The sequence below is a fragment of the Caulobacter segnis genome (genome assembly GCF_023935105.1).
Lineage (GTDB): Bacteria > Pseudomonadota > Alphaproteobacteria > Caulobacterales > Caulobacteraceae > Caulobacter > Caulobacter segnis_B.
Genome location: NZ_CP096040.1, coordinates 3,861,959 through 3,886,788, shown reverse-complemented (window position 1 = coordinate 3,886,788; position 24,830 = coordinate 3,861,959). Strand labels below are relative to the sequence as shown.

Genomic DNA, 24,830 nt, shown 5'->3' with positions numbered 1-24,830 from the left:
GGCGCAAACAATCATTAAGCCTAACGGCCGACCATGCGACTCCACGCATAGCTTCGGGCGGGCGAACCATGGCCACCACACGCGCTGCACTGACCGAATCCGACATCCGCATGCTCGTGAAGGGCGCGACGCCCGACGAGCGCGCGCTGGCCGCCCACAAGCTTTGCCGGAACATCGATCGCGCCGCCCTCAGCGAGGAAGAGCGTCAGGTCGCTCACGACATCCTGCGGGTGATGGCCGCCGACGCCGCCGAGCTGGTGCGCCGCGCCCTGGCGGTGACGCTGAAGAACTCGATGGCCCTGCCGGCCGACGTCGCCAACCGCCTGGCGCGCGACGTCGAGAGCGTCAGCCTGCCGGTCATCAGCTTTTCGCCGGTGTTCAGCGACAACGACCTGATCGAGATCGTCCGCGTCGGCGGTCGGGTGCGCCAGATGGCGGTGGCCAAACGTCCGAAGCTGTCGACCCGCGTCACCTCGATGCTGGTCGAGCAGGGCGGCGAGGACGTGGTCGCCACGGCCTGCGCCAACGACAACGCCCGCTTTTCGGAAGTGTCGCTGCAGAAGGCCTTGGACCGCTTCTCCAAGTCGGAGCGGGTGCTGCAGGCCGTCGCCTATCGCGCGGTGCTGCCGATGGCCGTCAGCGAGCGCCTGATCGAGATGGTCGGCGACCAGCTGCGCGACCACATCCTGGCCCATCACAACCTGTCGGCTGAAACCACCCTGGAACTGATCGTCGGCGCCAAGGAGCGGGCCACGATCGACCTGGTGGACCAGGCCGGCCGCGCCGCCGATCCCCGGGCCTTCGTCGCGCATCTGCGCCAGGCAGGCCGGCTGTCGCCCTCGCTGGTCCTGCGGGCCCTGGCCCATGGCCATATGAGCTTCTTCGAGTGGGCCGTGGCCGAACTGGCGGGCGTGCCGCACCATCGCACCTGGCTGATGATCCACGACGCCGGCCCCCTGGGCCTGAAGGCGATCTGCGAGCGCGCCGGTCTGCCGCCGCGCCTGCACTCGGCCTTCCGCGCGGGCGTGGACGCCTTCCACGGGTTGGAGTTCGACGGTGGCGTCCACGATCGCGAACGCTTCCAGGAGCGCATGATCCAGCGCTTCCTGACCTCGTCGCACGCCGTCTCTCGCGAAGACAACGAGTATCTGCTGGAGCGCATGGACCGCAGCGCCAACAAGCGCCGTGGCGATCGCAAGGGGCAGGGCGCGGCCTAGACGCCGGGACAAAACGCTCGTTCGAAAGATGTCTGTGCAAGCGCGCGGAGCGGCGCCAGACTTGCGGCATGTCTGACTCAACGCCGGGTGGGGCCCGCCTCGCCGCCACCATACTGCTGCTTCGGGACGCGCCCTCGTTCGAGGTGTTGATGGTCAAGCGGCATCACCAGATCGACTTCGCGGCTGGCGCCCTGGTGTTCCCGGGCGGCAAGAGCCACCAAGGCGACAGCGATCCGCGCTGGCGGGAGTTGGCGTTGGGCTTCGGCGAGACCGGCCAGGACGACATGGCCCTGCGCATCGCGGCCATCCGCGAGGCCTATGAGGAGGCCGGGGTGCTGCTGGCCCGCGACCGCGACGGCGCCTTCTACGCTGGCGAGGCGGCCAAGGACGTCCGGGCGGCGGTGGCCGAGGACAAGGTCGCCTTCATCGAGGTGGTCGAGGACCTGGGGCTGAAGTTGGACCTTTCCGCCCTGACCGTCTTCGCCCGCTGGATCACGCCCCGGCTGATGCCCAAGCGGTTCGACACCTGGTTCTACGTCGCCCACGCGCCGCTGGCCCAGCAGGCCATTTGCGACGGTCACGAGGCGGTCGACGCCGAATGGATCGCGCCGGGCAGGGCGCTGGACCTGGCGGCTTCGGGCGAGCGCAAGGTGATCTTCCCCACGCGCATGAACCTGCAACTGCTGGCCGAGAGCGCCGATCCCGTCGACGCCGTGGCCCGCGCGGCGGCGCGCGAACTGGTGACCGTCGAGCCTTGGGTCGACGGCCTCGTGCTGCGGATCCAGGAGAACGCGGGCTACGGCCCGGTGACCGAGCCCCTGGACGCGCTCTAGTTCTTCAGGCCCGGACCGGCGGCGTTGGTCCAGGCGACGATGTCGCCCAGCACCTTGGCGGTGGCCTGGTCGAAGGCGGGCACGATCGCGCCGACGCGATTGTCGGCCGCCTTGACCTTGGCCTCGAAGACCTGATCGCCGACCAGGGCGCGGTCCTGGCTGCGGTTCAGCACCGCCCGGACCCGCACGACGATCTCGGGGGCGGCCTTGGGGCCGTCGACATAGTCGGCCTCGAAGGTCCGCACCTCCAGGCGCAGCATCATGTCGGCCTTGGCCACCTCGCCGCGACCGATCAGGCGCGCGCGGCCCGGATCGTTCTCGAAGGCGCGGGCGGTGGCTTCCTCGAACAGCACGAAAGCCGGCGAGACCCAGCGCGCCCCGGCGATGTAAGCCACCTCGCCGTTTGTGCTGGTCAGGATGCGGTCGCCAGCGGCGGCGCGGGTGAAGGCCGACGGCGTCTTCAACACGCCGAACATGGCGCCGGGCGGCCCCTTGGGCACGCTGACCTCGGCCTCGCCGAAGCGGTAGAGGCTGGCGGCCTTGGTCTTCGGAAAGACGCTGATGCAGGCCGAGAGGCTGGCGGCCAGGGCCGCGACGGCCAAGACCTTGGCGGTGTTTCGGATCATCGGGCTCACGGCTTGACCTCCACTTCCTTGGCGGGCGCCTTGCCGACCAAGCCTCGAGGGTTCTGTTCGACGTCGGCGACCAGGCGGTCCAGGGACTCGGCGGCCGACTGCAGGGTGACGATGGCCGACGACAGTTGCGGCAGGCCGGTGCTGGCGAAGTCCGTGGTCGGGCCTTCCAGCTTGGAGACCATGCCGCGCGCGTCCTTGGCGGCGGATTTCAGCTCGGCGGCGGCGTCGCCCAGTTCCTTCAGCGTGCGCTTGGCGTCGCCGTCGACCAGGCCATTGGCGCTGTTGGAGAGCTGGGTGATCGACTGGGCGGTCTGGTCGATGCTCTGCAGCGCCTTCTGGGCGTCGGCGATGATCTCCTTGCGCTCGCGCAACTCGGCGGTGACCGCCTGGACGTCGGTGAGCGAGGCGCTGAAGGTCTTGATGTTCTTGTCGGACAGCACGCGGTTGACCCGGTCCAGGGCCTCGATCGTGCGGGTCAGCACGGTGCCGCCGCCTTCCAGCAGGTCGGAGAGGGCGCTGCGCTGGCTGCGCAGGACCGGCACCTTGCCGTTCTTGACGGTGTCCTTGAGCAGCTCCTTGTTCGGCGAACCGGCGGTGATCTGGACGTAGTTGACGCCGGTGATGCCCTGCGGCTCCAGCGTGGCGTAGCTGTCGACCTTGATCGGCACGTCCGAGGTGACGCGCACCCGGGCGATGACACGGTTGGGGTCGCTCTTGTCCAGCTCGATGCGGCTGACCTCGCCGACCTTGATGCCGTTGAAGTGCACCTCGCCACCCTGCGACAGGCCCCGCACGGGACCGATGAACAGGATGTCGTAGAGGTCGTAGTCGCGGGTGAAGCTGATCTTGGCCAGCCAGACGGCGAAGATGATCAACCCCATGAACAGGGCCAGGGTGATCGCGCCGACCAGGGCGTAGTTGGCGTTTCTTTCCATCAGTCGTCGTTCCTCGCCGAGAGCATGACGCCGAAAGTGGAAACCGGTTTCGGCATAAGTCATGCTCTAACTATTTGATTTAGCTATTTTCCTTTCAAAGGAAAAATAGCTAAGGCGGATCCTCGGAGGTCGCGGCGGCGCGTCCTCGTGGGCCCAGGAAGTACTGTTTGATCCAGGGATGATCCGAACGCTCGAGCTCGCGCACGGGCGCCACGGCCACGACCTTCTTGTCGGCCAGGACGGCGACGCGGTCGGTGATGGCGTAGAGGCTGTCCAGATCGTGGGTGATCATGAAGACGGTCAGATCCAGGCTGTCGGACAGGTCCTTGATCAGTTCGTCGAAGGCCTCGGCCGCGATCGGGTCGAGACCGGCGGTCGGTTCGTCCAGGAACAGCAGCTCGGGGTCCATGGCCAGGGCCCGGGCCAGGCCGGCGCGCTTGCGCATGCCGCCCGACAGTTCGGCGGGCTTGAGCAGGGCGGCGCGGGCGGGAAGGCCGACCATGGCGATCTTGAGATCGGCGATCTCCTCGATCTCGCGCTTGGGCAGGCGGGTGTGCTCGTACAGCGGCGCGGCGACGTTCTCGCGCACGGTCAAGTTCGAGAACAGAGCCCCTTGCTGGAACAGCACGCCCCAGCGTCGCTCGACCGACGACCAGCGCCGGCGCGAGGCCGTTCGCATATCGCCGCCGAACAGGCGCACCGCGCCGCCGTCCGGAGCCTTCAGGCCGATAATGGTGTTCAGCAGCACCGACTTGCCGGTGCCCGAGCCACCGACCACGCCCAGCACCTCGCCGCGCTCGACCTTGAGGTCCAACCCGTCGTGCACGACGTTGTCGCCGAAGCACGAAACCAGGCCCTGCACCTGGATCGGATAGGTCTCCGAGTCGCGGTCCTGCTCGGGAGTCTGGGCGATGGCGGCGGGGCCGGTCATATGTCCAGCTCCATGTAGACCAGGGCGAAGGCCGCATCGATCAGGATGATGGCGAAGATGGCGTGGACCACCGCCGCCGTCACGCGCCGACCCAGGGATTCGACATCGTTGCCGACCTCCATGCCCTGCCGGCAGCCGATCGCGGCGACCACCGCCGCCATCACCGGCGCCTTCGACAGGCCGATCCAGAAGTGGGTGGCGCCGACATAGTCGACGATCCGCTGCAGGAAGAAGGTTGGCGACAGGTCCAGCACGACCCAGACGACCAGCATGCCGCCCGCCAGGCCGGCGACCGTGGCCACGAAGGTCAGAAGCGGGATGGTCAGCAGCAGGGCGGCGAAGCGTGGCAGCACCAATGCTTCGTACGGGTCGACGCCCATCACCTGCATGGCGTCGATCTCCTGGTTCATCTTCATCGAACCGATCTCGGCCGCGAAGCTGGAGGCCGATCGGCCGGCCAGCAGGATGGCGGTGATCAGGATGTTGAACTCGCGCATGACCGAGATGCCGATCAGCTCGACCGAATAGACCTGGGCGCCGAAGTCGGTGAGCATGTTGGCGCCCAGCAGGGCCACCACGGCGCCGATGAAGAAGGTCGTCGTGGCCACGATCGGCATGGCGTCCAGGCCGGCGCGCTCGCACAGCGCCACCACGGGCGCCCAGCGGATGCGGCGTGGGTCGGCGATGCAACGACCCAGGGCGACCAGCAGGTGTCCCAGGAACACCATCGTGTTGTAGCCGTCGGAGAGCAGGCCGAAGACCCCACGACCGATCCGCTCCAGCAGGGCATGGAAGCCGCCGGGCCGAACGGTGGGTTCGGGTTCGACCTGAATCGCGGCGGCGACCAGCTCCAGCAGCCGCACGACCTCGCGGCGGGCCTTGACGTTCTCCGGCTTCAGCCGGTCGCCAGCCGAGCGCAGGATCGCGTAGGCGCCGGCGGTGTCGCAGCGATTGACCCCCGTCAGGTCCAGCTCAAGCTCGCGCGGCGCGGACAACGCGTCGCTCAGCCGCAGGCCGGCGTCGAACAGCCCTCGGGCGGTCCAATCCCCCGACAGGACCACCGCGAGCCGGCCGTCCTGTTCGGTCAAGGTGAAGTCCGCCGGAAGCGCCATGAAGTCCTTGAGGGTCTTTTCCTGGTTATATCCAAGCCCCGCTATGGACCTGACAAGCCCAAAACGCGCCAAGGCGCAGCTTGGTTCTATTCTAGGCGAGAGCGTGGCCGAACGCCCGCGAATGAAGGGGTGTTCCGCCTGATCGCGCAATCGGTGCGTCCACGGAGCGCATCGCGCCGGACTTCAATCTTGGTTAACAGATTCCGGTCACGAACATCGCCAGCTCACCCTTGCCGTCCGAGTCGGAGTACCCAACGCATGACCGCGCACGCCAAGTTGGATCAGCGCATGGCCTTCATGCGTTTCGACGAGCGTTCGCGTTCGGCCCTGCGCGCGATCCGGCCGGTGATCGACGCCGAGATTTCGACCGCGCTGGGGCGCTTCTACAGCCAGGTGCGCGTCTTCCCCGAGACCCGCGGCAAGTTCCGCGACGAGGCCCACATGGCCGGGGCCGAGCGCGCCCAGGCCGCGCATTGGCGTCGGATCGCCCAGGCCGACTACGGGGAGACCTATGTCCGGGACGTCGAACGGATCGGGCGCGCCCACGTCGAGGCCGACTTGGCCCCGCAATGGTACATCGGCGGCTACGCGCTGGTGGCCGAGGAGCTGATCCGGGCGGTGATCGCCAAGCGCGCCAAGGGCCTGTTCAACGGCGCCAAGTCCGACGCCGAGCTGGCCGACGGCCTCTCGGCCCTGACCAAGGCTGTGTTCCTGGACATGGAACTGGCCATTTCGACCTATCTCAACCTGCTGGAAGAAGAGCGCGAGGCGCTGGAGGCCGAACGCGAAGCGGCCGAGCGTCGCCAGGCCGAGGCGGTGAAGGCCATTGGCTCGGCCCTGTCGCGTCTGGCCGCCGGTGACCTTTCGGCGCGTGTCGAAGGCGACCTGGCGCCTGAATTCAACGGCCTGAGAGCCGACTTCGAGCAGGCCGCCGGGGCTCTGGCCGACGCCATGCGCGCCGTCGAGCATTCGGCCGGCGACATCCGCACCAGCGCCGACGAGATCGCGCGCAGCGCCGTGGACCTGTCGGAACGCACCGAGCAGCAGGCCGCCACGCTGGAAGAGACGGCCGCCGCCGTCGAGGAACTGACCAGCGCCGTCGGCCGGACCGCCAAGAGCGCCCGCGAGGTGTCCTCGCGGGTCGGCGAAGCCAGCGCCGAAGCCGAGCGTTCGGGCCAGATCGTCACCCGCGCCGCCGAGGCCATGACCAAGATCGAGGCCCAGTCGCAGCAGGTGAACCAGATCCTGGGCATGATCGACGAGATCGCCTTCCAGACCAACCTTCTGGCCCTGAACGCCGGTGTCGAGGCCGCGCGGGCGGGCGACGCGGGCAAGGGCTTCGCGGTCGTCGCCCAGGAGGTGCGGGCCCTGGCTCAGCGCTCGGCCGATGCGGCCAAGGAGATCAAGTCGCTGATCACCGAATCCAGCCGCCAGGTCGGCGAGGGCGTCGAGTTGGTCGGCCAGACCGGCGAGGCCCTGCGCGGCATCGTGACCAAGGTCGGCGGCATTGACGAGCTGGTCAACGCCATCGCCGCCTCGGCCAGCGAGCAGGCCACGGCCCTGAACCAGGTCAATTCTGCCGTGAACCAGCTGGACCAGGTGACCCAGCGCAACGCCGCCATGGTCTCGCAATCGACCGAGGCCACCCACGCCCTGCGTATCGAGGCCGCGGACCTGTCGAACCGCGTCGGCGCGTTCCGCCTGGGTGGGCGACCGCAGGTCGTCTCGACGTATCAGTCGACCTATCAAGAGCGTCCAGTCGAGAACCCGGTGCACGCCGCCCGCGCGCGGGTCGCCGCCTTCGCCCGTCCGGGCCGCTAGACGCCCTACTTCGGCGGCGGCGCCGTCGAGGCGCGGTGGATCAATTCGAAGGGCAGGAGCATGTCGACCGGCCGTTCGGGCGGGTCGCTGCTCCTGGACTGGGCGATCAATAGCTTGGCCGCCGCCGAGGACATTTCCGCCACCGGCTGGCGCACGGTGGTCAACTGCGGCCGGCTGAAGCGCGCGCTGGGGCTGTCATCGAACCCCGCCACCGACACGTCGCCCGGCGTCATCAGACCCGCCTCGGCGATCGCGGCGATGCAGCCCAGGGCCATGTCGTCGTTGGAGGCGAAGATCGCCGTCGGCCGATCGGGCAGGGCCAGCAAGGCCTTGGCCTGCTCCAGCCCTGACTGGAAGGTGAAGTCGCCCTGGCGCACCCAGCCGTCGGCCACGGCCAGACCGCGCGCCTTCATGGCCTCCAGATAACCCTCGCGCCGCGCCTGGCTGGCGCCGTAGCGCGGTTCGCCGACGATGAAGCCAATGCGCTTGTGGCCGAGATCGGCAAGGTGCTGGGTCATCTCTCGCGCGGCGGCGACGTCGTCCATGTGCACGCGCGGGCCCAGGCCCTCGGCGCGCTCGGGGCCGACGCGAACATAGGGCGTGCCGGCCTTGTCCAGCGTCTCCAGCACGCCGGGATTGTCGGAGGAGGGCGGGGTCAGGATCACGCCGTCCGGCTTCAGGGCGGCCAGGAAGGCGGCCACGTCCTGGCGGACCTTCGGACCATCGTTGTCGATCAGTTCGATTAGCAGGTGATAGCCGGCCTCTCGGCAGACCAGGGTCGCGCCGAGCTGGATGCGGCTCAGATAGTCCGCGCCGCGCTCGCTCTGCCAGTGGTCGATGGTCAGGGCCGCGTCGACGAAGACGGCGACCACGAACGAGCGCGATCCGGCCAGGCTGCGCGCGGACAGATTGGGGCTGTAGCCGAGCTCGCCGGCCGCCTCCAGAACGCGGTCGCGCATGGCGGGCCGAACGTTCGGCTCCTTGTTCATCACCCGCGACACGGTCTTGATGGAGACGCCCGCTTTCGCGGCGACGTCATAGATCGTCACCGAAGCCATCAGTCCGCCCCGACTTCCTTGAGACTCATCCCCATATCCTCAGACTAGGGCCTCTCGGCCCCGGAGGGAAACACCCTGCTTTACCGTACGGGACCCCTTGTGCGGCAAGGGATGGACAGTCAGTGTGCTCGCGACGCGGCGCAAGACCGCTCAGAGCCTTTGTGTTTCGATGTCCCGTCGGCAACGGACGAACAGGTTCTGGTCAAAAAGGTCGGAGCACGGCGAGGCCGTGCTTTCGGGAGGTGAGATGGCGTTTGACGAGGGGACGCGGCCCAAGGAGCCGGTTCGCGCGAATTTCATCGCCGCCTACACGCTCGCCCAGATCGGGGCCTTCGTCTCCTTCCAGCCCCTGCTGCAGGTTCTGCTGCCTCTGAAGGCCGCGTCGATCGACCCTGGGTCGAAGGCGGTGGTGTTGAGCCAAGTGGCCTTCTGGGGCGCCATCGTCGCCAGCGTCGCCAACCTGCTGGCCGGCGCCATCAGCGACCGGACAACCTCGCGCTTTGGCCGTCGGCGGCCCTGGATGGTGGTGGGCGCGATCGGCGCCTCGCTGGCCTATCTGGCGATCATGAACGCCAAGACGCCGCTGGCCTTGATCGGCGGCGTGATCCTGTTCCAGCTGACTTTCAACCTGTGCTTCTCGGCCCTGGTGGCGGTGATGCCCGATCGGGTTCCCGACACTCAGAAGGGCATGGTCGCGGCCTTCCTCAGCCTGGGCAATCCGATCGGCACGGCCGTGGGCGCGGTGGTGATCGGCGGCCTGCTGGTCGTGGAGTGGCAGCGCTACGCCATGATCTCGGCGGCCCTGCTCTTGGGCCTGGCGCCATTCGTCCTGCGGCTGCGTGACCCGCCGCTGGCCAAGGCGGACTTGCCGCCGTTCAATCTGAAGGCCTTCGTCTCGGGCCTGTGGGTCAGCCCGCGCAAGCACCCCGACTTCGCCCTGGCGTGGCTGGGGCGGTTCATGGTGCTGGTCGCTCTGAGTCTGGTGCAGTGCTACATGCTCTACTTCCTGCAGGACGTGATGGACTACCCGAAGCTGTTCCCCGGCCGCCGCGCCGAGGAGGGGCTGGCGTTTCTGACGACCGTCTCGACCCTCTCCAACGTCACGCTGGCGATGCTGGGCGGGATGCTGTCGGACCGGCTGCGACGGCGAAAGCTGTTCGCCTTCGGGGCGGCCGTGGTCCTGGCGTCGTCGATGGTGGTGTTCTCGCTGTCGCCTAGCTGGCCGGTCCTCGTGGCGGCTTACGTGGTGTTCGGCTGCGGGGCGGGGTGCTTTTGCGCCGTCGATATCGCCCTGGTGACCCAGGTGCTGCCCTCGCAACGCGACGCGGGTAAGGATCTGGGGGTGATCAACCTGGCCAACACCCTGCCGCAAGCCTTGGCGCCGGCCTTGGCGGTGTGGAGCCTGGGGCCCAGCCACGAGAACTTCCATGTCTTCTTCCTGATGGCCGCCGGGCTGGCCCTGGCTGGCGGTCTGGCGATCCTGCCGATACGAGGGGTGCGTTAAGGCCCCTCGGAGCTTCCCTTGCCGCAGTTTCGCGTCGTCACCGATCCCGACGATCCCGCCGTCGCCCCATTCCGAGCGATCAAGGAGCGCGATCTGGTCGGGCGCGAGGGACTGTTCATCGCCGAGGGCGAGACGGTGCTGCGGGCCTTCGTTCGCGACGCGCCGCAGCGGGTGGTGTCGCTGCTGATCGATCCGAAGCGCCGGGACAAGCTCTCCGAGGTGTTCGCCGGCCTGCCGGACGAGACGCCGGTTTATCTCGCCGACCAGGCCGTGCTGGACGCCATCGCCGGCTTCCACCTGCATCGCGGGGTGCTGGCGGTGGGCCGCAAGCCCGAGCCGGTCGGGGCGCGGGACCTGCTGGCCGACCTTCCGGCGCGCGCCGTGGTGCTGGTGCTGTGCGGCATCGCCAATCACGACAACATCGGCGGCATCTATCGCAACGCCGCCGCTTTCGGCGCCGACGCGGTGGTCCTGGACGCCGACTGCTGCGATCCGTTGTATCGCAAGGCGATCCGCGTGTCGGTCGGAGCGGTGCTGTCCGTCCCGACGGCGCGGCTTGAGCGCGGCGCGGACATCGCCGACCTGCTGGCGGCGACCGGCTTCGAAGGTCTGGCGCTCAGCCCTTCGGCGCCTGAGATCCTGGCCCACCTGAAGCCGGCGCCGCGCACCGCCGTGCTGCTGGGCGCGGAAGGGCCGGGCTTGACGCCGGAGGTGATGGCGCGAGCGCGGACCATCGGCATCCCGATGGCCAACGGTTTCGACTCGTTGAACGTCGCCACCACCAGCGGGATCGTCCTCCATCACCTGCGCTTCGCACACGGCTAGGAAACCGGTTTCCAAATCGCCCGAAGTCGCTTTAGGGTCGCGCCCGACAACAACCCGTCAGAAGGCCTTGATCCCATGCTGAACCGTCGCGGCGCCCTTGCGGCCTTCGTCACCGGCGTCCTGGGGTCCCTGGCGGGGAGCAAGGCTGGGGCGGCGACCATGGAACAGTCAAAGACCCCTCCGGCCGATCCTACCGAAGTCATCGTCCTGTGGCCGAACGGCGCGCCGGGCGGCGAGGGCGTCACGGCCGAGGAGGCGATCGTCGATCGCACCGCGCCGGGTGGCCCGCGCGACCGAGCCCAGGTTCACACCCGCAAGCCGACCTTGGTCGTCTTCCGCCCCAAGACGCCCAACGGGGCGGCCGTGATGCTGATCCCGGGCGGCGGTTACGAGCGCGTGGTGCTGGACAAGGAAGGCTACGAGACCGCCCGTCGGCTGAACGAGAGCGGCTACACCTGCTTCGTCCTGTTCTATCGCATGCCGGGCGATGGCTGGGCGGCGGGCGGTGACGCGCCGCTGCAGGACGCCCAGCGCGGCGTCCGCCTGATCCGGTCCAAGGCCAAGGCGATGGGCTTTTCGCCCGACCGCGTGGCGATCATGGGCTTTTCGGCCGGCGGTCACCTGGCCGCCAACCTGACCGTTCGCTTCGACGCGCCGACCTATGCGCCGATCGACGCCGCCGACCAACTGCCGGCCAAGCCGAACCTGTCGGCCCTGGTGTATCCTGTGATCAGCACCGACCAGGCCATCGCCCATGCCGGTTCGCGCAAGCAACTGCTGGTCAAGGACGCCTCGCCCGAGCGGGCCCTGGAGCTTTCGCCCGAAAAGCAGGTGAGGGAAGGACTGTCGCCGGTTTTCCTGCTGCATGCGGTCGATGACAAGACCGTGCCGGTCGAGAACACGATCGCCATGTTCACGGCGCTGAAGGCCAAGGCCGTCCCGACCGAGATGCATGTCTTCGAGGAAGGCGGCCATGGCTTTGGCCTGCGTTTCACGTCGGACAAGCCGGTGTCGGCCTGGCCCGGCCTATTCGTGGCCTTCGCCAAGCGCCACGGTCTGTAAGGCCTCTCAACAGTCGGCCTTCTCCCGCAGCTTCCAGGCGGCGATCTCGGCGTCGCGGAACTTGACCCATTCGCCACGTAGGACGGCCGGGCGCTTGCCGTGGCGCTCTTCCAGGAACTCGGCGCCGACCACGCGGTCGGTGCGGAAGGTGCGGAAGGCCTCGCGCAGCTCGCACCAGGCGATGATCATGCGGATGGTCTCGCGATAGCCGACCGTGACCGGCCAGATCACCCGGGCGCTGACCGCCCCGGCACCGTCGCTGTAGTCCAGGCGGATCTTGCGGCCGGCGTGGATCCAGGCGCGAACCTGGGCGACGTCGATGCGGTCGGTCTCGGGCTTCCAGGCCGGCGAGGCGCCGATGGCCGGTTCCAGCACATAGGGCCGAAGGCGGTCGGGGACGGCGGCGGCGATCTTGCTGATCAGGTCGCTGGCCGCCTTGGCCAGCACGGGATCGCCGCGCCCGGCCACCCACTGCGCGCCCAGCACCGCCGCCTCGATCTCGTCGGGCGTCAGCATCAGGGGCGGCATGTCGAAGCCCGCCTCCAGCACATAGCCGACGCCGGCCTCGCCGCGGATCGGCGCGCGCTGGCCGACCAGGGCGGCGATGTCGCGATAGACGCTGCGCTTGGACGTCTCCAACTCGGCGGCGATGGCGTCGGCGGTCACCGGCGCGCGGCTGCGGCGCAGGATCTGGATGATCTGGAAAAGGCGTTCGGCGCGTCTCATGGCTTCACATATCGGCGATCGCTACTGACAGCATGCTGGCAGTAGCGTGGCGGTAGCAAGTGGTCACCACGACATTCGAGATCGGAGAGGGACGATGATCACGCTGTTCGCCACCGGAGCCGGGTTCGGGCTGCCCGAGATCAGCCCCTATGTGACCAAGACCGAGGTCCAGTTGATGATGGCCGGCCTTGACTACAAGAAGACCAAGGGCAGCCGCGAGACCGCGCCCAAGGGCCAGTTGCCCTGGATCGAGGACGCCGCCCAGGCGATCGGCGACTCCACCTTCATTCGCGCCCATATCGAGCAGAAGTACGATATCGACCTCGACATCGGTCTGACCGGCAAGGAGCGCGCCCAGGCCTGGGCGATCGAGCGCATGATCGAGAACCAGCTGGGCTGGGTGTCCAGCTATTTCCGGTTCCTGGAGCCGGCCAACTTCGCCAAGGGACCGGGGCGCTGGTTCGATCAGGCGCCCGAGGCCGTTCGCGAGGATCTGCGCCGGGGGCTGCAGGAGGCCGTGGCCGCCAATATGCGCGCGGTCGGTGTCGGTCGGCACCTGCGCGAGGAGGTGGTCTGGCTAGGAGCCTTGTCGCTGCGGGCGCTGGACGAGCTTCTGGAGGACAAGGCCTACCTGATGCGCGACAGCCATCCCGTCGGTGTCGACGCCACGGCCTTCGCCACGCTGGCGGCGATCATGACGCCCTTTTTCGACTCGCCGCTGCGGCGCGAGGCCGAGCGCTATCCGCGTCTGGTCGACTATGTCAGCCGGATGATGGCGCAGTTCTATCCGGCCCATCCGTGGGGCCTGCGCCAGGCGGCCTAGGTTGAGAGCGCTTCCAAACTGGTCGTACAAATTGAAATAATTGGTCAGGCCATTTTTCATTGCGCGCTCGGCCGGTTTCGCTAAGGTGCGAACGTCCGGCCGTGCGGCGCTCAAACGCCGTGGGGTCGGGCGCTCGTCGACCAGGCGCTGCGTATCTTGCGCCAACCTCCTCCCGGAGCGGACGACGATGGCGGCCGGAGTCCTTACCCTCCGGCCGCTCGCCGTTCCCGGGGCGTACATGGTAAGGCCACTTGCTCGCGGACGCTTGTGAGGCGACCGAACCGGCGTTAGTCCTGTGGGACGCGCCGGCGTTGGCGCGCGTCTACGGCGCTCATGATGACGACCCCTTCGGGCACCCCGTCCACGGACTCCACGAGGCTCTACCAGCAGGTAGCCGCCTCGATCAGCGCGTCGATCGCCGGCGGAACCTTCCAGCCTGGCCAGCGCCTGCCGTCCGAGCGCGACCTAGCCGACGACTTCGGCGTCAGTCGCCCCACCGTGCGTCGCGCCGTCATCGCCCTGGAGATGCGCGGCCTCCTGGAAGCCCGCCAGGGCTCGGGCGTCTATGTCCGCCTGGACCAGCCCCCGCCGCCGGTGAAGGATCTCGATATCGGCGCCTTCGAGCAGGCCGAAGCGCGCCGCCTTTTCGAGGGCGAGGCCGCCGCACTGGCCGCCACCCTGATCACCGATGAGGAGCTGGCCTATCTCGAGACCCTGGTCACCGAGATGAACAGCGAGGAATCGACCAAGGAGCAGTCCGAGCTGGCTGACCGCCAGTTCCACATCTCCATCGCGGCCGCCACGCGCAACGTCGCCGTGGCGCGGATCGTCGAGAACACCTGGGACCTGCGCTACCGCTCGCGCCTGTGCATGCAGATGCTGGAAAAGGCCCGGCACGTGCGCAAGCGCCCGCTGAAGGACGAGCACCAGGAAATCGTCGAGGCCTTGCGCACCCGCGATCCCAAGGCCGCGCGCGCCGCCATGCAGGCTCACCTGGGCGGACTGATCGAGAACCTGCTGCTGACCGCCGAACTGGAGGCGATCGAGCGCACCCGCGAAAGCCTGGCGGCCAAACGCGAGGAAATCGCCCTTCGGGCGGCCAGCGCGGCGAAGTAGGGCGCTTCACGCTCTTCCCGAAAAAGAGGCCGGACCCGTGAAGGATCCGGCCGTGCAGGAGGGGCTCGTAGAAGGGAGAGGGTCCCTAGAAGTTCACGTCGAGGCGCGCCCCGAAGTAGCGGAAGGCGTCGCGGCCCGGCAGCCAGGTGCGGCCAAGGGCGGTCGGGATGGCCGGGTTGCTGTAACCGGACGTTCCGTTGCCCAGGCCCTGGGCGTAGCGCTTGTCCAGCAGGTTGTTGGCGAAGGCCGAGACCGTGTAGCGGCCCTCGCGGTCGTTGATCCCGACCTTCAGGTCCACGATGCCGTAAGCTTTCTGGACCGTGCGCGGGTCCTGGCTGAGCGAGAAGTTGACGTCGTCCTGCCAGCGATAGGTCGCCCCGACGAAGCCCTTGAAGGGCATGCCCGGTAGCTCGATGTCGTACTGGCCGCCGATGTTGAACTTGAACTTCGGCGTGTTGTTCAAACGCCGGCCAGCCAGGTTCTGCACGCGGCCGTTGGTGGTCGGGGTGCGGTAGCATTCGCCGGGCTTGCCGACATAGCCGGCGGGCTGCAGCGGCAGGTCGGCGGTGGCGGGCTGGCTGTTGTTGCAAGGACCGTTCGGGAAGTCGACGACCTTGGCGTCGGTATAGGCGAAGGCGCCGTTCAGGCGGAGATTGCTGGTGATCCGCGCCACGGCGTCCAGCTCGACGCCCTGGGTGCGCAGCTGGCCGACGCTGTTCAGGAAGGTCAGGAAGGTGCCGTCGGGCAGGAACGAGGTGACCGAGGTCTGGAAGCCCTTGTAGTCGGCGCGGAACACGGTGGCGTTGAAATAGACGCGGCGGTTCAGCAGGCTGCTCTTGAAGCCCAGTTCGTAGTTCTTGGCCGTCTCGGGCGGCACGGGCATCTGGGCCGCGATCCGGGCGTCGAACGTGCTGACAAGGTCGTAGGCCTGGCCCTTGTAGCCCGTCGAAAAGGTCGCGAACGTCATGATGTCCGGCGTGACCTTGTACTGGGCGCCGATCTTGCCGGTGAAGGCGTCGTCCTGATCCGACTTGCCGAACAGCTGATGCGTGGTCGCCGCGCCCGGGGCGGTGCTGGCGAAGATCGTCTTGTCGAAGTGGTAGCTGATCTTCTGCCGGTTCAGGCGGCCGCCGCCGGTCAGACTGAGCTTGTCGGTGATGTCCCAGGTGGCGTTGGCGTAGGCCGAGTAGTTCTCGTTGGTGCTTTCGGCCAGGTAGCGGGCCAGCTGCAGCACCGGGCCGCGGTTTAGATAGCGGTCGAGATCGTTCTTGGCGTACCACAGGCCGGCCACGTAGCGCAGTCGCGTGTCGCCGGGCGAGGTGAGGCGGAATTCCTGGGTCCAACTGTCGGCGTGGAAATAGCCGTCGATGTGCGCGCCGCTGTTGACGCCCGAGGGGCTGGCGACCGGGAAGCCCAGCAGGAACGGCTGGTCGGTGCCGTCGATGTCCTGGAAGTCGACCATCTTCCAGCGGTCGTGCGCCGTGATCGACGACAGGGTGTGGCCCTTCAGGATCGAAGCGTCGCCGAAGTCGTAGTCGATGCGCGCGGTCGCGCCGAAGACGTCCGAATTGCCGCCGCCGATCCGATCGTCGGCGCGGACGAAGTGGTTGTTCTTGTCGATCGTGATCCCGCGCAGGGTCAGGGTGGCGGGGAAGGCCGGCGCGCCCTGGTAGTTGAGGCCCGGCGTCAGCTCGGTGATCGGGCTGGCGCAGCAGGTCGAGACATTGTGGTTGTAGCGCGGCGCGACGCTGAGCGTCAGGTGCTCGGTCGGCGTCCACACCAGCTTGGCGGTGGCGGTGAAGCCCGAGCTGCCGTTGACGTTCTTGCCGGTCGTCAGGTTCTTGACGTTGCCGTCATAGTCGCTCTTGGCGACCGTCAGTCGCATCAGCAGGCTATCCCTGATCGGGCCCGAGACTGTGAAGCCGATGCGCTTCTCGGCGTCGTCGGTGACCAGGATCATGGCCTTGCCCGAGAAGTCCTTGGTCGGGGCGGCGGTGGCGATGTTCAGCACGCCGGCGATGGCGCTCTTGCCGAACAGGGTGCTCTGCGGGCCGCGAAGCACCTCGACGCGCTCGACGTCGATCAGGTCCTTGAAGGCGGCCGCCTGGAAGCCGACCGGCACGTCGTCGATCACCACCGCGACGTCCGACTCGACGGCGATGCCGTTCGAGAAGGTGCCGATGCCACGCATGTTGATGCTGAAATTGCCCGGCTGACTGCCGTAGTTGATCACCAGGCCCGGCGACAGCTTCACCAGGTCGCCCAGCTCGCGGACGTTGTTGCGCTCCAATACGTCGGCGGTGACAGCGGTCACCGACACGGGTACGTCCTGAAGGCGCTCGGCGCGCTTGGTGGAGGTGACGATGATCTCCTCCAGCTGGGCGGAGGCGCTGGGTCCGCTCTGGGCAAGGGCCGCGCCGGGCGCGGCCGCGAGCACGGCCGCCGCCGAAGAGGCGAGCAGCCAGAATCGAATGTTGGTCATCCCTTTTGTTTCCCGCGCTATGTCCGCCAGTTCGTTGCTGGCGTTAATTGGTATATCCAACTGATGACTCTTGGTCTGGCCAGTTGTCAAGTAGCGCTGTTATCTGTCCCTAAAATGGCCTGGGTAATTGAATTTATTGGCCTATCAGGCGGACGTGGCCGGCCGCGGTCGTCGGTGACAACGTTAGACACCTCGCATAGGCATGGTTCGGCCTTTACGACGCCGTGACTGGATTGGTAATGTCGGTTTAGCAACCACACGTGAATGGGGACTGGATGCGCACTGGTAAGCGACCGCCGACGGGCTTGGCGGGCGGCGATCGATCGCCTCGTGGCGACGGCCGATGAGCGTCCAGATGGACTATCGCGAGAGCACCGACCGCGCGGGCATGAGCCGCATGACGGTGCGCGAACTGCGCGACACCTTCGTCATCGACAGCCTGTTCCGTAGCGGCGAACTGGGCCTGAGCTACCTGGAGATCGAGCGGGCGGTGGTCGGCTCGGCCATGCCGACTGAAACGCCCCTGGTCTTGCCGACCCACCGGGAGCTGGCTTCGCGCTTCTTCTGTGAGCGTCGGGAGGTGGGCGTGATCAACATCGGCGGCCCGGGCGCGATCACCCTGGACGGCCAGCGTTTCGAGATGTCGCGCCGCGACAGCCTCTATATCGGCCGGGGCGTCGAGGCGGTCAGCTTCGAGAGCGACGACGCGGCCGATCCGGCCAAGTACTACTTCGTCAGCTATCCGGCTCACGTCGCCCATCCCAGCAAGCGCGTGCGGCGCGATGAGGCGCGCACGATCCAGGCGGGCGACGCGTCGACGGCGAACCGTCGCGTGATCCGCCAGAGCATCCGCCCCGGTCTGGTCGAGACCTGCCAGCTGGTGATGGGCTTCACCGAGCTGGAGTCCGGCAACGTCTGGAACACCATGCCGCCGCACACCCACCGCCGGCGCAGCGAGATCTACATGTACTTCGACGCCGGGGCCGGGCGGGTCATGCACCTGATGGGCGAGCCGTCCGAGCCGCGCGCGGTGTTCATGGACGAAGGGGAGGCGGTGTTCTCGCCCAGCTGGTCGATCCACAGCGGCGTCGGCACCGCCAGCTACAGTTTCATCTGGTCCATGGGCGGAGAGAACCTCGAGTTCGACGACATGGACGTCCTGGCCGTCTCCGACCTGGGCCCGGGCGTATAGCAAAGACAAGAAAAAGAACGGGGAGAAACGCTCAGATGACCTTCAAGACCTTGCTGAAGGCCGCGGTCGCCGTCGCCATCCTGGCCGGCGCGGCTGCGCCCGCCTTCGCCGCCCAGAAGTCCGCTGTCGTCAGCGTTCCCGCCTCGACCGTCGACGCCGCTGGCCGCAAGGTCGCGGCCTGGCAGCTGGCCCATATGGACAACTTCGACTATGTGCCGGTCACGTCGTTCCGCAAGGACACCGAAGCGCCGCGCGACTGGGTGCAGGCGGCGTTCTATGTCGGCCTCTACACCTTCGCCGACGCGACGCAGGATCCCTATCTGACGAACGCCATTCTCCAGCACGGCCAGGCCGAGCAGTGGGGTTACGATCATCGTCCCCGTCACGCCGACGCCGACGCGACCGGCGCGGTCTGGGTCTGGGCCGCTCAGCGCACCAAGGACGCCAGCAAGCTGATCCCCACGCGCGAACGCTTCGACGCCGTGCTGGCCAATCCATCGACGGTGTCCCTCGACTTCGAGCCCAAGCCGGCGAAGGGCGACCCCTACTGCCAGGCCCGCTGGTGCTGGAGCGACGCGATCTTCATGGCCCCGCCGGTCTGGACGGCGCTGAGCAAGGCCACGGGCGACAAGCGCTATCTGGCCCATGCCGACAGCGAGTTCTGGGCCACCCATGACTATCTGTTCGACAAGGCCGACCACCTCTATTTCCGCGACAGCCGCTTCATCACCCGCCGCGGCGAAAACGGGCACAAGATCTTCTGGGGCCGCGGCAACGGCTGGGCCTTCGCCGGCATCGCCCGCATCCTGCAGGACCTGCCCGCCAATCACCCCAGCCGCGCGCGCTACGAGCAGGTCTTCAAGCAGATGGCCGCCAGGATCGTGACGCTGCAGGGCGAGGAAGGCTACTGGCCCGTTTCGCTGCTGGAGCCGCAGAAGACGCCCGAGACCAGCGGCACGGGCTTCTTCGTCTACGGCCTGGCCTGGGGCGTGAACCACGGCCTGTTGCCCCGCGCCAAGTACGGTCCGGCGATCGACAAGGGCTGGAAGGCTCTCGACGCGGCCGTCGAGCCGGATGGTCGGCTGGGCTGGGTGCAGCGCATCGGCGCGGCGCCGGACCAGGTCGGACGTCACGACACCCAGCTGTACGGCGTCGGCGCCTTCCTGCTGGCCGCCAGCGAGGTGCGAAACCTTGGTCGAATGACCTCGTCTTCCCAAGGTCAGGCCAAGCGGTAGAATAGCGGGTCAGAATCCACAGCGAGGCTCGATGCGCGGCGCGCCCGACCCCCAGAAGCTCTATCAGCAGGTCGCCCGTTCGATCGCGACCTCGATCGCCGAGGGCCGCTATGGCCCCGGCGACCGCCTGCCGTCCGAGCGGGGTCTGGCCGATTCGTTCGGCGTCAGTCGGCCGACCATCCGCGACGCGATGATCGCCCTGGAGTTCCAGGGGCTGGTCGAGGCTCGTCAGGGCTCGGGCGTCTATGTCACCGCGCGAGGCAAGCCCGAGGCCGATGCGACCGAGGCCGAGGTCAGCGCCCTGGAGCTTACCGAAGCCCGTCGCCTGTTCGAGGGCGAGGCCTGCGCCCTGGCCGCCGCCGCCGTCAGCGACGAGCAGGTCATGGCCCTGGAGCGCATCGCCCGCGAACTGGCCAGCCTGGCGGGCGCCGACGAGGGCGAGCGGCTGGAGCATGACTTCCATCTGGCCGTGGCCCACGCCACGCGCAACGCCGCCATCGTCGCGGCGGTCGAGGAGATCTGGACGCTGCGCCGGCAATTTCCCGAATGCGGCCACCAGCTACGCCGGGTGCGGCTGGCTGCGCCGGAGGCTTTCGCCGAGGACCATCATCGGATCGTCGCCACCCTGCGCGACCGTGATCCCAAGGAGGCGCGGCGAGTGATCCATGATCACCTGAACCGCACGGTCGAGGCCCTGCTGGCGACGGCCGAGCGCGACGCCCTGGAGCGGACCCGCCAGGAGATGGCCGAAAGGCGCGACGAATTGCTGCGCCGTACAGCCATCTGACGTTGTTTCCGGGGTTTTCGGTCGGGCGCGATAATTCGCCGCACAAATCAAGGCCTTGCGGTTTCGGCGCGACGCGTGTTGACCTCCCTCCGAGGAATCAGGGGGAAGTGATGTCTGACAAGTTGCCGCCCGCGAGCGTTGAGACGGTGCTGAAGGCGATCTCCGCGGAGATGTCGTTCGCGGCCGTCGCGTGCGGACATCTGGACGTGGCGCTGGGCAAGATCCTCGAGGTGGTGCCGGACGAGCATCGCCTGTCGGTTATGCAGGAACTGCACACGGTCGACCTGCTGGCTCAGCACATCACGGCCCTGACGGACTTCACCGGCAACCTGTCGCAGCAGCACGGCCAGGGCGTGCTGGAGGTCAACGACTCCCTCAACGCCATCACCCTGGGCGACGTCGCCGCCCGCCTGCGCGCCGGAATCTCCGGAGAGTAGTCAGCCCGTCCGCCAGTCGGCGCCCGTCGCCGCGAACAGGCGGATGGCGTCGACCAGGCGCTGACCCTCGGCCCGGGCGCGGGCCGAGCGGGCGCTGTTCAGCGTGCGCTGAGCGTCGATTACCTCCAGCAGCGTGCCGCCGCCCTTGTCGAAGGCCACCTTGGCCAGGCGCAGCCGTTCGGTCGACTGCTGCTCGGTGCGACCATAGGCGGCCAGGGTCGTCTCGTCGGCCGCCAGGGCCGAGAGGGCGTCCGCCACCTGGCCGAAGGCGGTCAGCACGGTCTGCTGATAGCGCGCCGAGGCCGCGTGGGCAGCCTCGCGCGCCTGCTGCCGACGCGCCTTCAGGGCGCCGCCGTCGAACAGCGGGGCGGTGAGCCCCGCGCCGACATCCCAGCCGCTGGCGTCGTACGAGAAGAGATCGCCGGGCTTCAGCGATCCCTGGGTCAGGGACGCGGAGAGCTTGATGTTCGGATAGAGGTCGGCCGTCGCCACGCCGATGTCGGCGGTGGCGGCGTGCAACTCGGCCTCGGCGGCCAGGATGTCCGGACGCTGACGGACCAGCTGCGAGGGCAGGGCCACCGGGACCGGCGCGTTCAAGGCCATGGTCGAAAGGTCGAAGGCCGGGGCGGCCCAATCGGCCGGGGCCTTGCCGACCAGCACGGCCAGGGCATGGCGGGCGGCGGCCAGTTCACCCTGCAGGGCCGGCAACAGAGCGCGGTCCTGTTCCAGCTGGCTGGCGGCCGAGACCTTGGCCAGGCTGGTCGAGCCGCCCAGGGCGTTGGCCTTGTGGACCAGATCGATATTGGCCTGATCGTCGGCGATCATCCGTTCGACGCTGGCGATCTGCGACCGCAGCGTGGCGATGGTGGCCGCCTGCATCGCGACATTGGCGGTCAGGCTCAGATAGGCCGCCTCGGCTCGGCGGCCCTGCGCCTCGGCGCGCGCCGCCGCGCTTTCGATGCGCCGCTTGTTCCCGCCCCACAGGTCGAGGTCGTAGCTGATCGCGCCGCCGACCGAATAGAGGCTGAAGGTGGGGTTGCTGAGCTTGATGTCGCCGAAGCCCGTGAAGCCGAAGGCCTGCAGGTTGGCGCGCTCCCGATTGATCCCGGCGTTGCCGGTCACCTGCGGTCCCGCGACGCCGCGCGCCTGGGCCAGGGCAGATGAGGCCTGGGCCAGGGTGGCGTCGGCCTCGGCCAGGGTCGGGCTGTCCTTCAGCGCCTGGCGGATGGTGGCGTCCAGCTCCGGCGAGTTCAGGGCCGTCCACCAGGGGCCGGAATGGGCGGCGGACGCATCCAGTCGCGCGGCGGTCGGGGCCGTCTCGCCCGCGCCCAGGGCTGAAGCCGTCGCCGGCGCGTCCGGAGCCTTGAAGTCCGGACCCACTGTGGCGCAGGCGCTCAGCGACGAGGCGGCCAGAAGGGCAGTGATCAGCTTAGTGGTCGGAGACATTGGCGGCCTTCGCCCCGGGTTTGGGGGTACGCATGAGAAGGATGAGCGGCGCGCAGGCGATGGTGATCACCAGCATCAGCCGGAAGTCGTCGAGATAGGACAGCATCGCCGCTTGCCGGCTGACCATGCCGTTGAACGTGGCCAAGGCGGTCTCGCTGGAGAACAGGTTCGGCATGTAGGCCTGGTACAGGGTGTTGTCCGGGCGGGCGTGTTCGACCAGCACCGCGTGATGCTCCTCGATGCCGCTGACGAACAGCGCCTGCATGATCGAGATGCCGGCGGCCGAGCCGATGTTGCGGATCAGGGTGAACAGGCCCGCGCCCTCGGCCCGGTGCTGGGGCAGCACCTTGGCGAAGGCGATGGTGCTGAGCGGCACGAAGATCAGGCCCGTGCCGACTCCCGACAGGAAACCCGAGGTCACCAGCAGGGTGGTGTCCATCTGAAGATTGTAGTGGCTCATCTGCCAGAGCGAGAGGGCGCTGATGGCCAGGCCGATGCTGAGCAGCAGCTTGATGTTCATCCGCCCCATCAGTTGGCCCACCGCGAACATGGCGATGAACGAGCCCAGGCCGCGCGGCATCGAGACCAGGCCGGTGAAGGCGACTGGATAGCCCAGCAGGGTCTGCATCAGCGGCGGCAGCAAGGCGAGGGTGCTGTAGAGCAGGATGCCGATGAAGAAGCCGAACAGGCAGCAGGTGATGAAGTTGCCGTCGGCCAGCAGCTCGCGGGCCACGAACGGCTTTTCGGCCGTGGCTAGCTGCACGCCGAACACCCAGATGGCGATGATCGCCACGATCAGCTCGATCCAGATCTCGCGCGAGCCGAACCAGTCCTGGCTGGGGCCGCGGTCCAGCATCAGCTGGAAGGCGCCGATGGCGATCGCCAGGGCCAGGAAGCCGAGGGTGTCGAACTTGCGCTTCTCGCTACTCTTCTTCTCGGACAGGAAGAAGAACACGCCGCAGAAGGCCAGGATGCCGATCGGCAGGTTGATAAAGAACACCCACCGCCAGTCGAGATTGTCGGTCAGCCAGCCGCCTAGGCCGGGGCCGAGCAGGGGACCCAGCACCGCGCCGGCGCCCCAGACGGCCATAGCCTGGCCGTGGCGCTCGGGCGGGTTGATGTCCAGCAGCACGGCCTGGGACAGCGGGATCAGGGCCGCCCCAAAGAGACCTTGCAGCAGGCGGAAGAGCACGATCTCGACCAGGTTCTGGGCCACGCCGCACAGCATCGAGGCGGCCGTGAAGCCGATGATCGAGACGATCAGAACCATCTTGCGGCCCATGCGCTCGGTCAGGAAGCCGGTCAGCGGCGTCATGATCGTCGAGGCCACGATGTAGGAGGTCAGCACCCAGGTGATCTGGTCCGTCGACGCCGAGACGCTGCCCTGGATGTGGGGCAGGGCGACGTTGGCGATCGTGGTGTCCAGCGAGATCATGATCGTCGCCAGCATCACCGAGACCGTGATCGGAATCCGGTTGGCGACGTCGCGCGCGTGGCCCTCCAGGAGCGCCTTCGGGGTCATCCGTGACGGCCCGACCGCACGTCCACCGTCGCCTTGGCGCTGAGGCCGGCGGACAGGTTGGCCGGTGCGGCCTGGTCCAGCGTCAGGCGCACGGGCAGGCGCTGGACGACCTTGACCCAGTTGCCGGTGGCGTTCTCGGCCGGCAGCAAAGCGAAAGCCGATCCGGCCCCAGGGCTGAAGCTCTCGACATGCGCCTTGAGCGGCTTGTCATAGGCGTCGACCTTGACCGTCGCCGGCTGGCCGACCCGCATGTGGGCCAGCTGGTCTTCCTTGAAGTTGGCCTCGATCCACGGCTTGCCCGAGATCAGCCAGAACACCGGCTGCGAGGCGGTGACGCGCGCGCCGACCTGAAGTTGCTCGACCTTGGCCACCACGCCATCGGCGGGGGCGATCACGGCGGAATAGGAGCGGTCCAGCTTGGCGCGCTCCAGCTTGGCGACGGCCTGCAGCACGGCCGGCTGGCGCTCGGTCGGCGTGTCGGCGGTCCCGCCTAGGTCGGCCAGGGCGGTGGCGACCTGCTGCTTGACCACCGCGATCTGGCGCTGGGCCTGGTCGGCGGCGTGGCGAGCCTCGTCGGCCTGGGCCTTGGTGGCGACACCGGCGGCGGCCAGGTCGCGCTGACGGACGGCCTCGCGCTGGGCGTAGGCGGCGGTTTCCTGGATGGCGGCCAGGTCGGCCAGGCGCTGGGCGTAGATCGCGCGCTTGCCCTGGACGTCGAACCGGGCCTGGGCGAGGGCGGCCTCGGCCTCGGACACCGCGACCTGATAGTCGGCCGGATCCAGGCGGAACAGCACCTGCCCCTTCTTTACGCCCTGGTTTTCCTTGACGTCGATCTCGACGACGCGGCCGTCGATGCTGGTGCTGATCGCCGTGCGGCTGGTCTGGACGTAGGCGTTGTCAGTGGTCTCGGACTTGCCGCCGGTCAGCAGCACGACGCCGACCCCCGCCAGGATGACCAGCGGGACGCCGACCATCAGCGGCCAGCGCAGCCGCTGGCCCAGGGTCTTCTGCCGCCGCCCGCCAGCCGCGTTCATCTCGGCCTCGGCGATGGCGTCGTAACCTTCAGCGTCGCTCACGCGCTGCTCCACGTCTCGATAGGTTTTGGGGAATCCTCGAGGTTCGTTCGGTCCG

The 24,830-nt window shown here is 68.1% G+C and carries 22 protein-coding genes; 12 read left to right on the top strand and 10 right to left on the bottom strand.

Annotated features, from left to right (window positions below; all coding sequences use genetic code 11):
• Nucleotides 1-68: 68 nt before the first annotated feature.
• Entirely contained in the window at nucleotides 69-1,217 is a 1,149-nt protein-coding gene (gene spbR, locus MZV50_RS18210; RefSeq protein ID WP_252630710.1) for a pole-localized protein SpbR, read from the top strand.
• 68 nt (nucleotides 1,218-1,285) lie between these two features.
• Nucleotides 1,286-2,050, top strand: coding sequence for an NUDIX hydrolase (locus MZV50_RS18205; protein ID WP_252630709.1), 765 nt, complete (start codon nucleotides 1,286-1,288; stop codon nucleotides 2,048-2,050).
• On the opposite strand, the gene MZV50_RS18200 is transcribed toward MZV50_RS18205, so the two are convergent.
• From MZV50_RS18200 to MZV50_RS18185, 4 genes are all read right to left on the bottom strand, one after another.
• Nucleotides 2,047-2,676, bottom strand: a complete 630-nt coding sequence (locus tag MZV50_RS18200) for an ABC-type transport auxiliary lipoprotein family protein (RefSeq protein WP_252635272.1) — start codon at nucleotides 2,674-2,676, stop codon at nucleotides 2,047-2,049. The genes MZV50_RS18205 and MZV50_RS18200 overlap by 4 nt on opposite strands.
• A 5-nt stretch (nucleotides 2,677-2,681) precedes the next feature.
• A complete protein-coding gene (locus tag MZV50_RS18195; RefSeq protein ID WP_252630708.1) occupies nucleotides 2,682-3,620 on the bottom strand; it encodes an MlaD family protein in 939 nt (312 codons plus the stop codon).
• A 109-nt stretch (nucleotides 3,621-3,729) separates the two neighbouring features.
• Nucleotides 3,730-4,551 (bottom strand): ABC transporter ATP-binding protein, encoded by an 822-nt coding sequence (locus tag MZV50_RS18190; protein ID WP_252630707.1) that lies wholly within the window; start codon nucleotides 4,549-4,551, stop codon nucleotides 3,730-3,732.
• Nucleotides 4,548-5,663, bottom strand: coding sequence for an ABC transporter permease (locus tag MZV50_RS18185; RefSeq protein WP_252630706.1), 1,116 nt, complete (start codon nucleotides 5,661-5,663; stop codon nucleotides 4,548-4,550). Before MZV50_RS18185 ends, MZV50_RS18190 begins: the two co-directional genes overlap by 4 nt.
• A 258-nt stretch (nucleotides 5,664-5,921) precedes the next feature.
• Between MZV50_RS18185 and MZV50_RS18180 the strand changes: the two genes are divergently transcribed.
• On the top strand, nucleotides 5,922-7,484 hold the full coding sequence (locus MZV50_RS18180) for a methyl-accepting chemotaxis protein (RefSeq protein ID WP_252630705.1): 1,563 nt from the start codon (nucleotides 5,922-5,924) through the stop codon (nucleotides 7,482-7,484).
• A 5-nt stretch (nucleotides 7,485-7,489) separates the two neighbouring features.
• On the opposite strand, the gene MZV50_RS18175 is transcribed toward MZV50_RS18180, so the two are convergent.
• Nucleotides 7,490-8,542: a LacI family DNA-binding transcriptional regulator gene (locus MZV50_RS18175; RefSeq protein WP_252630704.1), complete on the bottom strand. Its 1,053-nt coding sequence runs from the start codon at nucleotides 8,540-8,542 to the stop codon at nucleotides 7,490-7,492.
• Between the two features lie 247 nt (nucleotides 8,543-8,789).
• On the opposite strand from MZV50_RS18175, the gene MZV50_RS18170 reads away from it, so the two are divergent.
• From MZV50_RS18170 to MZV50_RS18160, 3 genes are all read left to right on the top strand, one after another.
• Complete coding sequence (locus MZV50_RS18170; protein ID WP_252630703.1) at nucleotides 8,790-10,046, top strand: MFS transporter; 1,257 nt, start codon at nucleotides 8,790-8,792, stop codon at nucleotides 10,044-10,046.
• Between the two features lie 18 nt (nucleotides 10,047-10,064).
• The gene (locus MZV50_RS18165; RefSeq protein WP_252630702.1) at nucleotides 10,065-10,871 is read left to right on the top strand and encodes a TrmH family RNA methyltransferase; all 807 of its coding nucleotides are present in this window, start codon (nucleotides 10,065-10,067) and stop codon (nucleotides 10,869-10,871) included.
• Nucleotides 10,872-10,946: 75 nt separating this feature from the next.
• On the top strand, nucleotides 10,947-11,933 hold the full coding sequence (locus MZV50_RS18160) for an alpha/beta hydrolase (protein WP_252630701.1): 987 nt from the start codon (nucleotides 10,947-10,949) through the stop codon (nucleotides 11,931-11,933).
• Between the two features lie 6 nt (nucleotides 11,934-11,939).
• Here MZV50_RS18160 and MZV50_RS18155 read toward each other — a convergent pair whose 3' ends face one another.
• Nucleotides 11,940-12,659 (bottom strand): helix-turn-helix transcriptional regulator, encoded by a 720-nt coding sequence (locus MZV50_RS18155; RefSeq protein ID WP_252630700.1) that lies wholly within the window; start codon nucleotides 12,657-12,659, stop codon nucleotides 11,940-11,942.
• 94 nt (nucleotides 12,660-12,753) lie between these two features.
• On the opposite strand from MZV50_RS18155, the gene MZV50_RS18150 reads away from it, so the two are divergent.
• Complete coding sequence (locus MZV50_RS18150) at nucleotides 12,754-13,482, top strand: glutathione S-transferase family protein (protein WP_252630699.1); 729 nt, start codon at nucleotides 12,754-12,756, stop codon at nucleotides 13,480-13,482.
• Nucleotides 13,483-13,818: 336 nt separating this feature from the next.
• A complete protein-coding gene (locus MZV50_RS18145) occupies nucleotides 13,819-14,598 on the top strand; it encodes a FadR/GntR family transcriptional regulator (protein ID WP_252630698.1) in 780 nt (259 codons plus the stop codon).
• A gap of 85 nt (nucleotides 14,599-14,683) precedes the next feature.
• On the opposite strand, the gene MZV50_RS18140 is transcribed toward MZV50_RS18145, so the two are convergent.
• Nucleotides 14,684-17,080: a TonB-dependent receptor gene (locus tag MZV50_RS18140; RefSeq protein WP_252630697.1), complete on the bottom strand. Its 2,397-nt coding sequence runs from the start codon at nucleotides 17,078-17,080 to the stop codon at nucleotides 14,684-14,686.
• 343 nt (nucleotides 17,081-17,423) lie between these two features.
• Here MZV50_RS18140 and kduI point away from each other — a divergent pair, with 343 nt between their 5' ends.
• The 4 genes from kduI (at nucleotide 17,424) to MZV50_RS18120 (ending at nucleotide 20,731) form a co-directional block, all read left to right on the top strand.
• Nucleotides 17,424-18,272, top strand: coding sequence for a 5-dehydro-4-deoxy-D-glucuronate isomerase (gene kduI, locus MZV50_RS18135; protein ID WP_252630696.1), 849 nt, complete (start codon nucleotides 17,424-17,426; stop codon nucleotides 18,270-18,272).
• Nucleotides 18,273-18,307: 35 nt separating this feature from the next.
• Nucleotides 18,308-19,507 carry a glycoside hydrolase family 88/105 protein gene (locus MZV50_RS18130; RefSeq protein ID WP_252630695.1) on the top strand — a complete coding sequence of 400 codons (1,200 nt, stop codon included), beginning with the start codon at nucleotides 18,308-18,310 and terminating at the stop codon, nucleotides 19,505-19,507.
• Between the two features lie 31 nt (nucleotides 19,508-19,538).
• Complete coding sequence (locus MZV50_RS18125; protein ID WP_252630694.1) at nucleotides 19,539-20,294, top strand: FadR/GntR family transcriptional regulator; 756 nt, start codon at nucleotides 19,539-19,541, stop codon at nucleotides 20,292-20,294.
• Nucleotides 20,295-20,404: 110 nt separating this feature from the next.
• Complete coding sequence (locus MZV50_RS18120) at nucleotides 20,405-20,731, top strand: hypothetical protein (protein WP_252630693.1); 327 nt, start codon at nucleotides 20,405-20,407, stop codon at nucleotides 20,729-20,731.
• On the opposite strand, the gene MZV50_RS18115 is transcribed toward MZV50_RS18120, so the two are convergent.
• From MZV50_RS18115 to MZV50_RS18105, 3 genes are read right to left on the bottom strand one after another with little or no spacing between them, the layout of a single operon-like run.
• Nucleotides 20,732-22,177, bottom strand: coding sequence for an efflux transporter outer membrane subunit (locus MZV50_RS18115; RefSeq protein ID WP_252630692.1), 1,446 nt, complete (start codon nucleotides 22,175-22,177; stop codon nucleotides 20,732-20,734).
• Nucleotides 22,161-23,699 carry a DHA2 family efflux MFS transporter permease subunit gene (locus MZV50_RS18110; RefSeq protein WP_252630691.1) on the bottom strand — a complete coding sequence of 513 codons (1,539 nt, stop codon included), beginning with the start codon at nucleotides 23,697-23,699 and terminating at the stop codon, nucleotides 22,161-22,163. Before MZV50_RS18110 ends, MZV50_RS18115 begins: the two co-directional genes overlap by 17 nt.
• Nucleotides 23,696-24,775, bottom strand: coding sequence for an HlyD family secretion protein (locus MZV50_RS18105; protein WP_252630690.1), 1,080 nt, complete (start codon nucleotides 24,773-24,775; stop codon nucleotides 23,696-23,698). The genes MZV50_RS18110 and MZV50_RS18105 overlap by 4 nt, the downstream gene beginning before the upstream one ends.
• Nucleotides 24,776-24,830: the final 55 nt, after the last annotated feature.

What these genes read in the sequence shown, in the direction of transcription:
- MZV50_RS18180 (WP_252630705.1), top strand. Translation starts at nt 5,922, where the DNA reads ATGACCGCGCACGCCAAGTTGGATCAGCGCATGGCCTTCATGCGTTTC.
- MZV50_RS18205 (WP_252630709.1), top strand. Translation starts at nt 1,286, where the DNA reads ATGTCTGACTCAACGCCGGGTGGGGCCCGCCTCGCCGCCACCATACTG.
- kduI (WP_252630696.1), top strand. Translation starts at nt 17,424, where the DNA reads ATGAGCGTCCAGATGGACTATCGCGAGAGCACCGACCGCGCGGGCATG.
- MZV50_RS18175 (WP_252630704.1), bottom strand. Translation starts at nt 8,542, where the DNA reads ATGGCTTCGGTGACGATCTATGACGTCGCCGCGAAAGCGGGCGTCTCC.
- MZV50_RS18160 (WP_252630701.1), top strand. Translation starts at nt 10,947, where the DNA reads ATGCTGAACCGTCGCGGCGCCCTTGCGGCCTTCGTCACCGGCGTCCTG.
- MZV50_RS18140 (WP_252630697.1), bottom strand. Translation starts at nt 17,080, where the DNA reads ATGACCAACATTCGATTCTGGCTGCTCGCCTCTTCGGCGGCGGCCGTG.
- MZV50_RS18120 (WP_252630693.1), top strand. Translation starts at nt 20,405, where the DNA reads ATGTCTGACAAGTTGCCGCCCGCGAGCGTTGAGACGGTGCTGAAGGCG.
- MZV50_RS18190 (WP_252630707.1), bottom strand. Translation starts at nt 4,551, where the DNA reads ATGACCGGCCCCGCCGCCATCGCCCAGACTCCCGAGCAGGACCGCGAC.
- MZV50_RS18185 (WP_252630706.1), bottom strand. Translation starts at nt 5,663, where the DNA reads ATGGCGCTTCCGGCGGACTTCACCTTGACCGAACAGGACGGCCGGCTC.
- MZV50_RS18200 (WP_252635272.1), bottom strand. Translation starts at nt 2,676, where the DNA reads ATGATCCGAAACACCGCCAAGGTCTTGGCCGTCGCGGCCCTGGCCGCC.
- MZV50_RS18130 (WP_252630695.1), top strand. Translation starts at nt 18,308, where the DNA reads ATGACCTTCAAGACCTTGCTGAAGGCCGCGGTCGCCGTCGCCATCCTG.
- MZV50_RS18110 (WP_252630691.1), bottom strand. Translation starts at nt 23,699, where the DNA reads ATGACCCCGAAGGCGCTCCTGGAGGGCCACGCGCGCGACGTCGCCAAC.
- MZV50_RS18155 (WP_252630700.1), bottom strand. Translation starts at nt 12,659, where the DNA reads ATGAGACGCGCCGAACGCCTTTTCCAGATCATCCAGATCCTGCGCCGC.
- MZV50_RS18125 (WP_252630694.1), top strand. Translation starts at nt 19,539, where the DNA reads ATGCGCGGCGCGCCCGACCCCCAGAAGCTCTATCAGCAGGTCGCCCGT.
- MZV50_RS18115 (WP_252630692.1), bottom strand. Translation starts at nt 22,177, where the DNA reads ATGTCTCCGACCACTAAGCTGATCACTGCCCTTCTGGCCGCCTCGTCG.
- MZV50_RS18170 (WP_252630703.1), top strand. Translation starts at nt 8,790, where the DNA reads ATGGCGTTTGACGAGGGGACGCGGCCCAAGGAGCCGGTTCGCGCGAAT.
- MZV50_RS18145 (WP_252630698.1), top strand. Translation starts at nt 13,819, where the DNA reads ATGACGACCCCTTCGGGCACCCCGTCCACGGACTCCACGAGGCTCTAC.
- MZV50_RS18195 (WP_252630708.1), bottom strand. Translation starts at nt 3,620, where the DNA reads ATGGAAAGAAACGCCAACTACGCCCTGGTCGGCGCGATCACCCTGGCC.
- MZV50_RS18150 (WP_252630699.1), top strand. Translation starts at nt 12,754, where the DNA reads ATGATCACGCTGTTCGCCACCGGAGCCGGGTTCGGGCTGCCCGAGATC.
- spbR (WP_252630710.1), top strand. Translation starts at nt 69, where the DNA reads ATGGCCACCACACGCGCTGCACTGACCGAATCCGACATCCGCATGCTC.